The organism is Methylobacterium sp. J-043, assembly GCF_022829505.1.
Taxonomy (GTDB): domain Bacteria; phylum Pseudomonadota; class Alphaproteobacteria; order Rhizobiales; family Beijerinckiaceae; genus Methylobacterium; species Methylobacterium extorquens_A.
On record NZ_JAKSYB010000040.1, the window covers coordinates 54,672 to 68,759 of the forward strand.

16 protein-coding genes are annotated in these 14,088 nt (G+C 68.2%); 7 read left to right on the top strand and 9 right to left on the bottom strand.

Features of this window, described 5'->3' with window-relative positions; translation table 11 throughout:
- Positions 1 to 103: 103 nt before the first annotated feature.
- Genes MKK50_RS08745 through MKK50_RS08755 form a run of 3 tightly spaced genes read left to right on the top strand, consistent with a single transcriptional unit; the run spans position 104 to position 2,606 of the window.
- Positions 104 to 391 (top strand): hypothetical protein, encoded by a 288-nt coding sequence (locus MKK50_RS08745; RefSeq protein WP_253374136.1) that lies wholly within the window; start codon positions 104 to 106, stop codon positions 389 to 391.
- Positions 388 to 1,692 carry a Fic/DOC family protein gene (locus tag MKK50_RS08750; RefSeq protein WP_499021749.1) on the top strand — a complete coding sequence of 435 codons (1,305 nt, stop codon included), beginning with the start codon at positions 388 to 390 and terminating at the stop codon, positions 1,690 to 1,692. Before MKK50_RS08745 ends, MKK50_RS08750 begins: the two co-directional genes overlap by 4 nt.
- Positions 1,689 to 2,606: a hypothetical protein gene (locus tag MKK50_RS08755; RefSeq protein ID WP_499021751.1), complete on the top strand. Its 918-nt coding sequence runs from the start codon at positions 1,689 to 1,691 to the stop codon at positions 2,604 to 2,606. Before MKK50_RS08750 ends, MKK50_RS08755 begins: the two co-directional genes overlap by 4 nt.
- Positions 2,607 to 2,710: 104 nt before the next feature.
- Here MKK50_RS08755 and MKK50_RS08760 read toward each other — a convergent pair whose 3' ends face one another.
- Genes MKK50_RS08760 through MKK50_RS08800 form a run of 9 tightly spaced genes read right to left on the bottom strand, consistent with a single transcriptional unit; the run spans position 2,711 to position 10,750 of the window.
- Positions 2,711 to 3,103 carry a hypothetical protein gene (locus tag MKK50_RS08760; protein ID WP_253374139.1) on the bottom strand — a complete coding sequence of 131 codons (393 nt, stop codon included), beginning with the start codon at positions 3,101 to 3,103 and terminating at the stop codon, positions 2,711 to 2,713.
- A 14-nt stretch (positions 3,104 to 3,117) separates the two neighbouring features.
- Positions 3,118 to 6,105: a putative type IV secretion/conjugal transfer ATPase gene (locus tag MKK50_RS08765; protein ID WP_499021753.1), complete on the bottom strand. Its 2,988-nt coding sequence runs from the start codon at positions 6,103 to 6,105 to the stop codon at positions 3,118 to 3,120.
- Positions 6,102 to 6,587, bottom strand: coding sequence for a hypothetical protein (locus MKK50_RS08770; protein ID WP_253374141.1), 486 nt, complete (start codon positions 6,585 to 6,587; stop codon positions 6,102 to 6,104). Before MKK50_RS08770 ends, MKK50_RS08765 begins: the two co-directional genes overlap by 4 nt.
- A gap of 30 nt (positions 6,588 to 6,617) precedes the next feature.
- A complete protein-coding gene (locus MKK50_RS08775; RefSeq protein WP_253374142.1) occupies positions 6,618 to 6,872 on the bottom strand; it encodes a hypothetical protein in 255 nt (84 codons plus the stop codon).
- Positions 6,869 to 8,185 carry a DotG/IcmE/VirB10 family type IV secretion system protein gene (locus tag MKK50_RS08780; protein WP_253374143.1) on the bottom strand — a complete coding sequence of 439 codons (1,317 nt, stop codon included), beginning with the start codon at positions 8,183 to 8,185 and terminating at the stop codon, positions 6,869 to 6,871. Before MKK50_RS08780 ends, MKK50_RS08775 begins: the two co-directional genes overlap by 4 nt.
- 9 nt (positions 8,186 to 8,194) lie before the next feature.
- Complete coding sequence (locus tag MKK50_RS08785) at positions 8,195 to 9,283, bottom strand: DotH/IcmK family type IV secretion protein (protein ID WP_253374144.1); 1,089 nt, start codon at positions 9,281 to 9,283, stop codon at positions 8,195 to 8,197.
- Entirely contained in the window at positions 9,280 to 9,936 is a 657-nt protein-coding gene (locus MKK50_RS08790; RefSeq protein ID WP_253374145.1) for a DotI/IcmL family type IV secretion protein, read from the bottom strand. Before MKK50_RS08790 ends, MKK50_RS08785 begins: the two co-directional genes overlap by 4 nt.
- Positions 9,933 to 10,220 carry a hypothetical protein gene (locus MKK50_RS08795; protein ID WP_253374146.1) on the bottom strand — a complete coding sequence of 96 codons (288 nt, stop codon included), beginning with the start codon at positions 10,218 to 10,220 and terminating at the stop codon, positions 9,933 to 9,935. Before MKK50_RS08795 ends, MKK50_RS08790 begins: the two co-directional genes overlap by 4 nt.
- A gap of 2 nt (positions 10,221 to 10,222) precedes the next feature.
- Complete coding sequence (locus tag MKK50_RS08800; RefSeq protein WP_253374147.1) at positions 10,223 to 10,750, bottom strand: thioredoxin domain-containing protein; 528 nt, start codon at positions 10,748 to 10,750, stop codon at positions 10,223 to 10,225.
- A 485-nt stretch (positions 10,751 to 11,235) separates the two neighbouring features.
- Between MKK50_RS08800 and MKK50_RS08805 the strand changes: the two genes are divergently transcribed.
- The 4 genes from MKK50_RS08805 (at position 11,236) to MKK50_RS08820 (ending at position 14,088) form a co-directional block, all read left to right on the top strand.
- A complete protein-coding gene (locus MKK50_RS08805) occupies positions 11,236 to 11,586 on the top strand; it encodes a hypothetical protein (protein WP_253374148.1) in 351 nt (116 codons plus the stop codon).
- Positions 11,586 to 12,152, top strand: coding sequence for a hypothetical protein (locus tag MKK50_RS08810; protein ID WP_499021757.1), 567 nt, complete (start codon positions 11,586 to 11,588; stop codon positions 12,150 to 12,152). Before MKK50_RS08805 ends, MKK50_RS08810 begins: the two co-directional genes overlap by 1 nt.
- A gap of 144 nt (positions 12,153 to 12,296) precedes the next feature.
- Positions 12,297 to 12,935 (top strand): hypothetical protein, encoded by a 639-nt coding sequence (locus MKK50_RS08815; RefSeq protein WP_499021758.1) that lies wholly within the window; start codon positions 12,297 to 12,299, stop codon positions 12,933 to 12,935.
- 4 nt (positions 12,936 to 12,939) lie between these two features.
- Positions 12,940 to 14,088: a type IV secretory system conjugative DNA transfer family protein gene (locus tag MKK50_RS08820; protein WP_499021759.1), complete on the top strand. Its 1,149-nt coding sequence runs from the start codon at positions 12,940 to 12,942 to the stop codon at positions 14,086 to 14,088.

A 14,088-nucleotide genomic window follows, 5' to 3' on the forward strand; every position in this document is an offset into this window, starting at 1 on the left:
AGGGTAGGGGAGAGAGTACATCCGAGAGTTGGGCCGTCTCAGGACGGATCGAGAGGCCTTGCCCGAAGCCGGTTGCGGCCGGGCGGTTCAGAGGAACGACATCATGCGCTTAGCCGACCTGCCGGCGCTCGTGACCCAGCGTGAGGAGGCAGTGACCCTGCTTCAAGCCATCGCCGAGGGCGTCGACGAGCGTGAGCTGGCCCCCTTCGTGTCCGCTCTGACCACCGCCGAGGACGAGCAGGCGGTCGCGATCATGCGCGGGTCGGGCAACGAGGTCAGCCTGCGGGTGCATCTCGGTGCCATGCTGACCGATGCCGGCCTCGTCACCCAGGACGAGGTGTTCGCGGCGCTCGACGCCCGCCGGGCCCTCGGCCGGGGAGAGACGGCATGAGTGCCGATCCCTATGTCTACGACGGCACCGACGTCCTGCGGAACACCGCCGACATCCGCGACCCGCAGGCCCTGGCCGAGCGCGAGATGTTCGTCTCACTCCGCGTCTTGAAGCAGTTGCAGAAGGAGCCGGTGCTCGGGACCTTCGACCTGGCGCACTACGCCGCGATCCATAAGCGGCTGTTCGGCGAGATCTACCCGTGGGCGGGCGAGACCCGCACGATCGAGATGTGGAAGCCGGAGATCGTCCTCAACGGCCGCAGCGTCGCCTACAGCCCGCCCGGCTCGATCGAGCAGCATATGAGGACCGCCCTCGGCAGCCTCCAGCGGCAGGAGCCGGGGAACCTCAAGGAGAGCCGGCCAGCGATCCGCTTCGCGCAGACCATGGCGGCGCTCTGGCAGGCTCACCCTTACCGGGAGGGCAACACCCGCACCCTGCTGGCGTTCATGGAGCAGTACGCCCGGCACCACAATCAGCCCCTCGACCAGGCCCTCATCAACCGCGTGCCGAGTGAGACCCGCGACGCGCTGGTGCTCGCCACCCGCGGCCAGATCCGGCCGTTCTCCGAGATGGTCCGCAATGCGCGGTATTCAGAGGAGCAGCGCGCCCACCCGCTGCTCGGGCGCCTGTCGGCCGAGGCGTTCGAGGCGACGCGCCTGATGGGCGCTCCGCGCATCGTCCTGCCCGAGCCCGGGACCCAGGTCCGGGGGCAGGTGGTCGCGACGAGCTACCACCACGCCCTCGTGCGCGAGTCACGCCAGATCTCGGCCGTGCCGCTGCACTCCTTCCACGCCATGCCGGAGAACAACCAGCGCGTCGACGTGCGCGTTCTGGCCGAGGGCGAGCGCCTGGATCGCACGGCGCCGCGCGAGGAAGCGGTTCGCACCCAGGTCACCGGGCGCGTCCTGATCCCGGCGACCTACCTGCTGCTCGCCGGTCAGGGACCGGAGGATGCCGTGCGCAACCGGATCGAGATCCCCGGCCCGAGCGAGGCCCTGGCCGAGGCCTTGCAGACCCGTGCGCCGAGGGAGATCGCCGCCGAGCCGGGGCTGGTCGCCGAGGTACGCCGGATCGACCAGAGCCTGATCGAGCGGTTCGGCCACCAGGGCTCCGCCCTGCTGGTCGAGGGCAGTGCCGGGGAAGCCAGGAACCTGCTGCCCCCCAACCAGGACCTGGAGGAGATCCGCGCCGTGCTCAAGCCGTTGTTCAAGGCCGTGGTCGCGGACGACCGGTTGCAGACGGCACTCGCCCAGCAGCATACGCTCGGCCGGGACGAGCCTCAGCTCGGACGCTCGGTATGACCGCGCTGCATCGCAATCAGGCGGCGACCGGGAGTGCCGGTAAGATCGTCGGCGTCGGCGTGCTCGCCATGGCCACGCTGGCCATGCTCGGCCTCGTCTGGTGGAGCCTTTCGCCGATCCTCGGGCAGATCTATGCCGGCATCCGGTTGGCCGAGACCCTCACCCTGTGGCGGTTCACGGGGTGGGGCCGCTACTTCACCACCATGCCGGCGGGGCAGCCGTTCGCGTTCGTGTCGATCTACAAGTCGTCGGTGGGCTTCGGACTCGTCGCGTCCCTGCTCATCGCACTCCTCGGCTACCTCGCTTGGCGCAAGCGCAGCCGGGAGCACATCGAGGTCATCATCAAGGCACCCCGCGATGGCTTCGGACACGAGGCGATCGGCAAGCAGTTCGTCCCGGCCGACCGCCTGGTGAAGCCCCCCGTCGCGGAAGACGAACCAGTCAACCCGGCCCTCGCGCCGGTGGCGAATCCTTTCGCGGCCTTGCGCGACCTGCGCGACGCTCGGGCGGTCGAGACGGTCGTCGATGACATCCCCTGGCATCTGGTGGCCGCGCTGTTCCTGACGGTCGATGCAGTAGCGCCGCTCAGGGACCGCAAGGCCCGTGACGCCGTCCTCAAGGCTGCCAGGACGGCCGCCGATCGCCACGCCGCAGGTCCGGAGGCCGAGATCCCGGCCAGCCTCGTGTCGGTGCTGCTCGGCCACCTGTTGGCCGCACTGACCGACCAGGCCGGACGGGATATGCAGGCGCTCGATCACGTTCACGGCGTGCTCGGCAGCACCGAGGACCTGGCCGACGCCATCGCGGCACTCGGCGCCATGGCGCTCGCGGCGAACCGTCTGTTCTTCCCGGACTATGCTTGGCTTCGCCACGTCGATCCCAGCTTGCAGTCACGGATTGCAAGCTATGGCTGAAACTAAATCACCGCACCTCTGGCTCGCGGCGCGTTCAATTTGGGTCCTAAAGTCACGAGCGGCGTCTTCGCCATGAAGCCGCCGCTCGGCGCCGGGTGTTCGGGTCAGGCATTACCGGTCATGTACGTGGTCACGACCCCGATGATGACGCCCAGGATAGTGATGGCCGAGCCGACGACGAGCCCGACCAGCGACCGGCCGGCATCCTCGCGAGCGTTGTCATCCTGCGACGACTTGTAGAGCTTCACGCCCGAGATCCCGGCGAGCGCGATGCCGACCACCGCGAACAGGATCGTGAACACGATGCCGGCGTTGTTGCCGCCCTGCGCGATGCTCGTCGCGTTGAGTTGCGAGCTCTGCGCCTTCTGCCGCGCCGTCTTCAGGATATCCAGCGGCGCCGAAGGATCGCCGGTGGACTGACCCAGAGCCGACATCGCGCTCATGGTCAGGATGGTGGCGCTCGCAAGCACCCGGTACTGGATATCCTTGTAGTTCATGAAAGCCTCCATCTTTAAGCAGCGGTTCTGGATCGCCCGATCGGGGGCTGAGCTTCGCTCATGAGTTCCCCCAGGACTTGATCGACGATCGTCTTGGCGATCCGGTCCTCACCGAACCGCGCCAACGCGGCCACCCGGCCCCACGTCTCGATGGCGGTGCCATCGGGAAAGCGGGCCGCCAGGATGCGCAGCGCCTCGTTGACCGCCATGCGGCGGTACAGCTCGTCTCGCACCAGGCGGTCCTCCGCCTTGGTGGTCAGGGCCCACAGCATCCGTGGCCCGAGCGAATTGTTGAGCACGATCCAGCGCTCCTCCTCGCGGAGCTTGAACCGCGCGAGCAGGTTAGCGCCCCGCCGGCCCTGTGGCCCGTGCACCTGGCGCTCGAGCGCGGCCTTCACCGCGTTGTCGAAGCCGAAGGTCTTGCGCGCCTGTTCGCGGATCTCGTTCGAGTCCGCGTTGAGCACGAGCACCGTCGAGGCCATGTCGGCGAGCGTGTCGAAGTCGGCGAGCAACTGGCTGACCAGGATCAGCTCCAGGCCCCACTTGCGGCCCTCGCGGGCATCGGACTTGACCTGCTTGGCGATCGTCTCGACGCCGCCGGTCAGGTGGTACTCGTCCATGCACAGGCGCTTGGGCGTCTCGGCCACCTGATGGTAGCGCGCCTCCCAGTACCGGACGTATTCCGCGCGGATCGCTTCGTCCGTCGGGAAATCCATCTTCGGGATTTCCTCGGCAAAGCCGGAGATCTTCGACAGGTAGACGTGCCGCGCGATCATGAACATCAGCGCGTTGTTGCGTTCGGCCTCCGGCGACTTGTGGCGCAGGGCCACGTCCTGAAGGTCGATCGACACCACCCGCGCCTCGCCGAGGTCGAGCCGGGTCGGGCGGGCGAAGATCGGGAACTTCTCGATCGCGCTCTCCAGCGCGCGCTGGACCTGGCGCACCAGCTCGGGCGTGAAGTCCTGCGCCATGATCGGCTCGCCCAGCACCCGGGCGAGATCCTCCAGCACCGGCATCGCGTGGCGCTGCGCGCGCTGCGCGTGGGTGTAGAGGCGCTTCTCCATCAGCGCGTCGACGAGGCGCCACCAGCGCGTCCGACCGCTCACCTCGATCCCGTAGTGCGCGATGATGCGGTCGAGCTCGGGATCGACGTTGGGCTGGTAGACCGACGGCGAGGATGAGAACTCGAGATCGCTCTTGAGCTGGTAGACCCGCGAGATCAAACGCGGGATCAGCAGCGCCACCTCGGAAGACGCCACGTTGAGGAGCGTCGTCAGGAAGTTCTCGATGAAGGTGCGCTCGCGCTCCAGCGGCATGCGCCGGCCGAGGCCGAGATCGAACGGGTTGACCGCGTATTCGGCGGTGTTGAGCAGGCGCACGTAATACGCCTCGTGCCGCCGCTCGGGCGGCAGGGCGTTGCGCACCAGCTCGATGAAGCCGCTGGAGCTGACGCCGACGTCGATCACGGCGAGGTAAGGCAGCGCGGCACCGGCGCTGAAGGCCGTGAACTCGACGTTGAGCCGGTTCATCAGCACGCTCTTGCCCGAGCCGGGCGTCGCGTAAATCAGGGTCAGCCAGAACAACTGCTCGGCCGACAGCGCCTCGTAGGGCACCGGCTTGCCGTCCGGCGTCAGCAGCATGCTCTGACCCTGCTTGAACACCCCCGCGGTGCGGTGGAACGGCAGCATCGCGGCGAGATCACCCAGCGGCGCGATCGAGCCCGGCGGCACCTCCGCCTGGACCGTCATGCCCGGAACGGTCTCGCAGAGCGCGCGCAGCGGGTTGTGGGGCGCGTCGGACATCACCGCCTCGCCCCAGGTCATCATCCCGCTCATCAGGTAGGAACGGCGCCGCTCCAGCAGCCCCGGATCCTCGCCCGGCTCGGTCCAGGTCGTGGCGATGACCCGGCCCTTGACGATGGCCTCGCCGTCCTTGTCGACGACGTCCTCCAACTCGCGCAGGGCCCGGAACAGGTTCTTGTTGGTCGGGCTCGCGAAGGCGAGAAGGCCCGCCATCACCTTCTTGAGCCGGAAGCCGATATCGGCGTCCCGGAGCCCCTCGATGTGGAAGCAGACCCGGAACGGCATGTCGGCCGTCTTCGACGCGCTCTCCAGCAGGGTCTCGAGCAGCCGGTTGAACGGCAGGATGCTCGCGGGGAACATCCGCATCACGGCGAGCGCGTAGCGGCGCCCGCCCATGTCGAGGGCGCGCATGTTGTTGGCGGCCTCGGCGTTCGACGTCATGATCTGCCGGGCGACCGTCGGCGTGAAGAACTCCGAGACGTCGTCGTCGTGCCGCTCCTTGGCGCCCGGATAGCGCCGGGTGCCCGGCCCGTAGGGCGTCCAGCCGTCCGGGGTCTCGTGGTAGAGCACCGCCGCCCGGATCTGCTCCAGGTCGCGCCGCCGCCCCTGGTCGTCGGGGGAAAGAACCCGGCCTTGCAGGCGAGCCTCGCTCAGGGCCTCCATGATCCGGCGCACGAAGGCGCCGTGCGGACCTGCGATCGAGCCGAGATGCAGGTACGGGTTCTGGGCGTCCCGTGCCGGGGGCAGCGCCTGCCAGGCCCGGCGGTTCTCCTTCTGCTCGCGGCGAACGTCGTCGGGCGTCCCGGCCGTCGGCCGGGTCCAGGCGGCGAGCAGGATCGTCTCGGCCCGGGCCCGGCCCTCGAGTACGGTGCGGCCTTCCTCGATCAGCGCCTCGACCGAGAGGCCCTTCTGACGGGAGCGCCGGCCCTGCTGCGCGACGAAGGGGTCGAGGATCCGCGCGGTGTTGAGCGAGGACTCGTAGGAGATCGTGATCTGATGGCCGGGCCGCTTCAGGATCTGCGCGATCCCGCCGGCGAAGCGCTCGACCACGTTGATGAGGTAGTCCTCGCCCGAGATGATCGAGCGCGTGCCGTCGATCTCGATCAGCGTGAGCTGCGAGCCGTCATGGGCGTAGACGACCGCCTCCTCGCGCTCCGGATCGAAGCCCGCGAGATCGCAGAACTTGTCGGCCGTCCTCATTGATGGAGCCCCAGGATCACGGCGAACTGGTAGACCGGCACCGAGAGGGCAAAGAGCCAGGCGCCGAGAAGACCGGGAATGACCGCCCGCATCAGCGGGGCCTGCCGGACGTGGAGCGCGCAGTAGAGCTGGAACCCGGCAAAGACGATCGCCGCGCACGACAGCATGATGCTGGCCGGATAGTAGACGTATATCAGCGGCTGCGACGTGATCGCCCCGTCGAGCCCCCTGAGCAGGCTGTCGTAGAACAGGCCGGTCAGGATGAGGCACCCGCCCGCACCCAACCCGCCGACATGCAGCACCCGGCGCAAGGAGGGATCGGAGCAGACGACCCGCGACCAGGCCGGCGCCACGAGGCAGACGTAGCAACCGGTCGCAAGGATGACGGCGACGGCGCACCGGCTCATCGACGGATGATCGTCGAGGAGCATCGCCGCGTTAATGGTCAGGTTGTCGAGGATGGGCCAGCTTCCGTCGTTCATCGCGCGATTTCCGAACTCGAGGCTGCGCAATCAGGCGGCGAAGTAGAGGGAGAACTGCGCGATCAGGAGCGTCACGCAGGTCATCGCGCTGCCGAGGATGGCGGCGATCAGCCAATTCCCCGCCGTGCCGTCGCCGGAGGCGTTGGCCTGGTAGACCCGCACCAGGGCGTAGCCGGCCAGGAAGATGCCGGCGACGGCGGCGAGCACGACCACGAGCCAGGCCAGGACCGGCATGAGCGCGATCAGGCCGCGCAGGACGTCGGCGATCCCCCTCGATCCGTTCATGGCCGCCTCGCGTAGGAGGCCGGCAGGGTCTCGGGCCGGTATCCGGCGCCGTAGGCCGGATCGGACCCGTAGCCGGTGCCGTAGGCCGGATCGGACCCGTAGCCGGTGCCGGCGCCGACCGTGACGCGGGCGGCGTCGAGCGGCACCACGACCGGCTGCAGGAAGACGATGCCGATCGGGAAATTGATCGGCGAGGACATCGTCGGCGGGCGGCTGAAGGAGCGCGATGCGGCCGAGGTCATCGCCTGTCCCACCGGCAGGGTTGCGCCCATGCCGGCGGTCAGCCAGTCGATGTTGCGGCCCGATTGCACGGCAAAGCCATTGCCGACCACCGTCTGGGTGTTGAGCTGCGTGAGCTGCTGGCCGATCTGGCCGACGCCCTGGAGCAGGCCGGCGACGACGAGGCCGCCGTAGCGCTCGAGCACGTGGTTGTCGACGTCCTCCGCCACCCCGGAGCGGGCCTGATCGACGGTGATCGCCAGCGCCTGCATCGGCCCCTGGCGGCCGTCCTGCAGGATCATGGTGGTGAATCGGATCGAGGCTTGCGTCTGCGAGTAGACGATCTGCCCCATCAGCCGGATGCCGTTGAGCGGACCGGGCTGCTGGCGTTCGTCGAGGTCGACGATGGTGGCAAAGACCGGCGCGCCCGGATCGTCCGAGTTGAAGCCGCGGTCGAGCACCGCGTAGGCGACGTCGCCGGCGCGCGCCACGGTCGCGTGCCGGATGCCCGGCCCGAACGGCCCGGTCACCACCGGTGCAGCAGCGGCCCGCGGCTCGGGGGGCTTGGGTCGCTCGCCCTTGGCGAACGAGCGCACCAGGAACCCGCCGGGGGTCGGCTTCAGCAGCGCCTGGAGCTGATCGTTGATCGCCGCGACCTGCGCCGGATCGGCCGTCGGCTGGACCGGCGCATCCTTGTAGACGGTGTGGAACACGTCGCGGTCGACGTAGACGATCTGAGGCGGTGGCGCGGCCGGGGGTGGCTCGGCCGGCTTCGGCTCCGAGTTCGCGTCGGGCATCTCGCCGAGCTGCGCGCCGCGGCTCTCGGCGATCACCGTCGGGGCGACGTAGGGCTTGCCGCCGCCGGCCTTCTCGTCGGCCGCCTGCCGGTTCACGCCGGCACGGCGGTCGGCCTCGGCCTTGCCCACCGGCTTCATCATGTCGTTCCCCGGGTTCGGGGTCTGGCCCCGGATCTCGGAGGTGCCGCCGGCCCCCCGGTCGATCCCCGGCGCGTCGGAGAGGATGAAGGCGGCCGAGCCGAGCGCCACCACCAGGACGACGCCACCGAGCGCGGCCGACGTTTTCATGTCGAGCATGGCCACCTCCTAGAAATCGACGCTGATGGCGGTCTCGGCACCGTCGCCGCGCTCGGCGACGAGGCGCGAGGCCGGGCGCAGGAACTCGTAGACGCGGAACCCCGCCGCGGCGTCGGCCGCTGCGACCGGCTGCGGGCTCACGAGCGTCCCCTGAACGCGCACGTACATCCGATCACGGTAGAGCCAGGCCTGCGCCCCGTTCGCGACGAGCGCTTGCGCCCCGGCCGGGGGCGTGCCGGCGCCGAACAGGTGCAGCAGCGCCGTCGTGCCGGGCGGGCCGGCGGCCGGACCCGCAGGCCGTCCCCCGCCCTTGCGGACCGGCCCCGAGGGGGCGGACGCCACCTTGACCGGCACGAGCGGCGAGGTGCCGGAAACCCGCACGGTGACCGGGATGTCCACCGTTTCGCTCGACCCGGAGAGGATCATCAGCGGGATCGGGTAGGAGACGTTCTCCAGCCGGATCAGGATGTTGCCCCAGGTGTCGAACCGGCAGGGCATGAGATTGATCGAGGTCGGCCGGTCGGCGCCCGCCGCGGCCGCGACCTGCGTCGCACCCATCGCCGTATCCTGACCGCAGCCGGTCCCGTCCTGCGCGAACAGGCGCGGATCGTAGGCGACCGAGGCGATCGGCCAGGGATTCCCCTTGGCGTCGACGAAGGTGATCGGGCTCACCACACCGTAGGCGAGGTGCAGCGTCTCCGGGGCGGCCCGGCTGATCTCCTGCGTTACCGTGAGAAGCCGGGGCTCGGGCCGCGGCATGCGCCCGTCGCGCCCCGGGAAGGTCCCAGCGCCTTGCGCCTCCTGCACCGTGCGGCGGATGTCCTGGATCTCGCCGGGCTTGAGGATCATGCCCTGCGTGGTTCCAAGCATGCGCTTGCGCAGCTCTTCGAGCTCGACCGCCGTCAGCGGACGAGGCGCGGGCGGGGGCGCCTGCGTGGCCACCGCTCCCGAGGGCGGCACGCCGGCCGGGCGCCGCACAGCGGCCCCTGCGGCCGGCTCGGCCGACTGACCCGCTCCCTGCGCGTGCGCGGCCGGGATCGCCCAGAATGCAGCCGCGACCAGGCAGCCCGAGGCCCACACGCGCTTCACGGGCTTCATGGCGCCACCTGGTTGGTCAACTGCTGCGTCGAGATTACCGAGTCGATCGCGATGCCGTTGGGGTTGATCGGCGAGGGATCGATCCGCACGATCGTCATTTCCAGTACGCGCCGCTCGACCTTGGTCTCGACGTTGGTGCGGTAGAAGATCTGCAAGGGCACTTCGACCCGCCAGTAGTACCGCCCGCCCGCCTTGCCTTCCTCGGCAATGTTGGCCGGATCCGTGGTCACGGCCGAGACGGTCTGGTAGCCGAGAACGACCTTCTGGATGATGCCGCTCTCTTGCAGCGCCGCCCGGTAACGATCGCGGCCCTGAGGTGTGAACGCTTGCGACAGGGCGTTGTTGATGAGCGCGCGCCAGTTGGCATAGTCGTAGGAGTTCAGCTCGACCGCCGCGGAGACCGCGAACTCCTTCAGCCGTGCCTGACTGATGTTGGGCTCGGTAAGCGGGATCGCCTCGCAGACGGCCTGCGCGTCCGACGTCCAGATGAACTGCTTGATTGGGTAGCGGTAGAACGCGTTGTAGAACAGCAGCAGATTGACGACGAGCGACAGGCACAGGAACATTGCCAGCAGCAGGATCCAGTACCACTGGTTCCGCAGCATCATCTGGCCAGCATCGACCTCGCGGGAAATACGCTCGGCCGACTTCATGGCTCTGGCTTTCCGGGTTGCTCCAGAGGGGCGGGACTCGGAGCGGCCACGGTCCTGACCTGGCAGCCGAATACCCCACCGTCGGCAACGTAGGGGATCACGTCGGCCCGCCAGACGCAGAGGTAGGCGAGCCACATCATGGCCATGAGCGACGTGAACACGGCGCCCGCGAGGAACGCCGAGGCGCGCGCGTAGCCGGAGAGCCGGTCGCTCAGCGCCGAGGGCGACAGGCATCCTTGTGCCGAGGGCAGGCTGAACGCCCCGATCGATGCGCGGCGGGCCATCGTCAGCTTCCGGTCAGGACGGCGAGCAGCTTGGCGTCGTCGCCTGCCTCGTACCCCACCATGATCGCGAGCCGACCGTCAGGACGCGGCACGAACATGGTCGGAACCCCGGGCCGCAGATGCGGGGCCGCGGCAAAGATGGCCGCGAAGGCCTCCTTGTTCTCGGCGAGCTTCGCGGTGTGCTCGGGGCTGGCCGCCGCGGCCGGTGTGGTCTTGGCGTCGAAGGCGCCCTTGAGCGCCGCGAGGCGATCCGGGCTGGAGAGGATCGCAGCCGCCATACGATTGCCGGCCTCGGGCTCGCCCAGCACGACGATCGGCACCCAGCGCGCCGCCACGCGACCGTGCAGGGCGGTGAAAGCGGCGTGGCAGTACGGGCAGCGTGGATCGAAGAAGATCGTCGCCACCTGGCCCACCGGCGTTCCGTCCGGGATGTCCGCGACGGCGTCGAGCTTGCCCAGCAACTCCATCACCTGTCGGGCGACCTTTGCGTCCTCGATCGTGGCGTAGGCCACGTTCGCGGCAGGCGGCATGGCAGGCTGCACAACCTGCGGAGAGGCGAGAGTCTGGCTGGGAGCCGCGCCTTGAGCCGCAGGCGCTGACACACCATTCGTCAAGTTTGCCGGCGCTGCCGCAGGGATAGTCGATGCAAGCCCTGCGGCAGGCTGATTAGGTGCATTCGCAACGATCTGTAGCTGGACCGGAATCCAGTTATGACTTGTGGCAAGATAGACACAGGCAACCAGTGATCCGGCCCAAGCCAAGTGTTTGGCGGCGGTCTCCATGCTGTATACGCCTCGCGAAAGTCGCTAAAATCCTCATTGCGGCTCTTATTGCGAACGCACGCTCGCTATGTCAATGAAGACCGAGCCTAGTGCATCTAGTGTCCTAAAAAGTGGAGTCATCATGGCCTATAAGCCACACAAAATAATGTGGTAATTCTATGAATGGTTTTTTATTGTCGCGTTTGTGCTTCATGTAGCCGACGCTATTCACCAATTAGGTCAGAGTAAGCGCCATGAAATGCGGTCCGCGCGGCCAATACGGGAGCATAGAAACCGGCCCGGACGGACGGGTTAATATCGGCTTAAAAAATGCAACCTGGGCGTTGTTACTTACAGTTGCATCCATTCTCGCAGTGCAACAAGCTGCGGCTGACCCAGGGGTCTCGGAGCAACAGAAGAAGAGTAGGTCTAATTTCGAGTACCACGATGGCAGAGCTGAGGAGCGACGGCTTTATCGGCGCCCGGATCTCGACGTCGATCCAACAAATCTGAAGCTCGAGGAGTTGAGGGAGCGCATCAACGCTCTGGAAGAAAGGCTGGAGCGGCTTGAATACCAGCAGAACGGTTTCAAACGGGGGCGGTGATGGCTATTCCAGATCTCGGCAGTCTGCTGGTCTCGTTGAGCGAGGTGTTCCCCCTCGTCGTCAACCTGATCTTCTTGTGCATTGCCGTTCTTGGTATCTGGTATGGCACGACCGGGCTCTACGCACTCTACAACGTCGCGGCCGGTGAATATAAATTCTCCAACCGGCCGGTGACGGTGGACGCGGCCGTTGGCAAGCTTGCCCTGGCAAGCGCGATGGTCGTCGCCCCGGTCCTGCTGTGGAGGTTCGCCAACAACTTCGTTCTGGGCGGCGACGTCACCTTCAGCATGTTCAATTACGGCGCCTCGCCGCGCGGTTCGAACTGCGAGCAGATCAAGCTCGCCATCACCTACTTCTTCATGGCGCTCGGCGCACTGGCCTGGCTCGTCGCCGGCCTGAAGCTCTACGGCGCCACGAACGGCCAGCAGGCCGGCTCGGGCTCGGCGTTCCTGTATCTCGTCGGCGGCACGCTGGCGTTCTTCGTCAACGACGTGGCGCAGCTCGTGAGCAACACGATCAAGATGGACGTGTCGTTCTCGAACGTCTGCACGATGATCGGGGGCTGAGGATGCGCCGGACCCCTCCCCTACTGACGCTCGCGCCGGACCAGTCCGCGGAGTTCTTCGGACAGGAAGGCGCCGAGCGGCGCCCGCGCCTCGAACATCCGGCCCTGCTCGAGCTGCCAGGCCCGGTAGCGCGACACCATCGCGGTGGCGCAGACCACGATGCACAGGAGCAGCGCCCCCCCACAGCGTGAACCAGGACCGGGTGTAGACCGCCCAGGCGGCGGCCAGCACGCCGATGACCTCGGCCGCCACGAACAGCGTGAAGGCCTGCCGACGCTCGTAGGCTGCCAGCTCGCGCACGTCGGCGCCCTCCAGGGCGAAGGTGCGGCCGAGCTCGGCCAGGGAGTATTCCGAGCCGCACTTCCCGTTGTCGCACTTGCGCAGGTCGAGGGCGTCGGGAACCGCGACGAGCTGGCCGCGCCGGCAGGCCGGGCAGGTGGCGTGGGTGCCGCCGAGCACCGTGCCGGTCATGCTGACGAAGCTTCGGTGCTCCGGCCCGACCCGGCGTGCGAGTCGGTCTTTCAAAAACGACCTGATCCCCATGACCCCCACTCGTCGAGGATGTTTCGGTATCCCGTCTTGTGGAACAGCATGGGTAGAAACGGCAAGTCCAATATAAATAAAATATTCTGGGGTATCAGCATGAACCGCAGCCGCCTCATATCCGTCATTAGACTTGGATTCGTGCTGATCGGCATGTCCGTTCTTCTTTCGGCCTGCGTAAGCACCGGCAGCAGCACTTCGGGCCACGTCGATGCCAAGCTGCGCGAGCACGGGGTCTGATGCCATGCGCCTGAAGGGATGGCTCCTCTCCACCGTCCTGTGCCTCGCCGGCCTTCCGGCCGCGGCCCAGGTCGCCAACACCTACTGCGCCCAGAACCCGGCCGCCTGCGCTCCGGTCGCGCCCGGCTACGGCGCGGGCTACGGCGGGGCCTATGGCGGTTACGCCGCGCCGGGCTACGGTGGCGGTTACGCGGCCGGCTACGGCGCTCCCGGCTATGGCGGGTACGGCGGCTATGGGGCGCCCGGCTACGGAGCACCCGGCTATGGCGGCTTCGCCGGGCCCGGCGGGTATCCGCCGCCGGGCTATTACGGCCCCGGCGGCCTCGCCCAGGCCAACGCCCTCAATCAGATCGCCAGGGGCCAGCGGCTTCCGGGCCAGGACGGCCCAGAGCCGTTCGCGACCAACGTCGGCGATAACCAGCCGCCGCCCGCGCCGCCGCACCCGGCGAATTCCGACTTCAGCCGCTACGCGGCCGGGGTCTTCGGCGACGCCAGCCGCCCGACCAAGGTGGTCCAGCGCACCGCCCGGAGCGCCGGGATCCAGGACGGCTACCGCGACGAGTCGAGTCGCATTGCCGCCTACCTCGACACCCCCGAGATCGCCGCCCGCCTCGACGCCCGCTACCCGTTCCCGGCGGTGATGGTCGGACCCGACATCGTCGCTCCGGTGGTGTCGGAGCTGCGCGACGTGCGCCAGACTCCGACCCGCACCCTGCTGGTCACCACGCTCGGAAGTTTCGAGATCCTGCGCGACGCGCGGGTCGCGGTGCAGCCGCCGAACTGGCGCGACTACCTCACCGTCACACCCGCCCCGGAAACGAAGGCCACCTGGACCCCGCCCAAGGGCGATGTGGAACAGGCCAATTGGGACGTCGGCTACAAGGGCGGCCTGGAAGTCGGGGTGGCGCAGGCCCGCGCGGCCTTCGACGACGGCCTGGCGCGCCTCGACCGGGATTTCTCCGGCATGCGCCGCTACCAGGACCTCGCCGCCCAGGGCGCGGTCAGCCTGCCGATCGTCAAGACCCGCGCCACCGCCCTCAAGGTCGGCAAGGACGGCCGCTCGGCCGCGGTCGATCAGCGCCTCCTCAAGATCGTCGTCGCCCCGAAATTCCAGCGCATCGCGACCGCAGCGGCGGCCCTGGCGGCGGAGTGA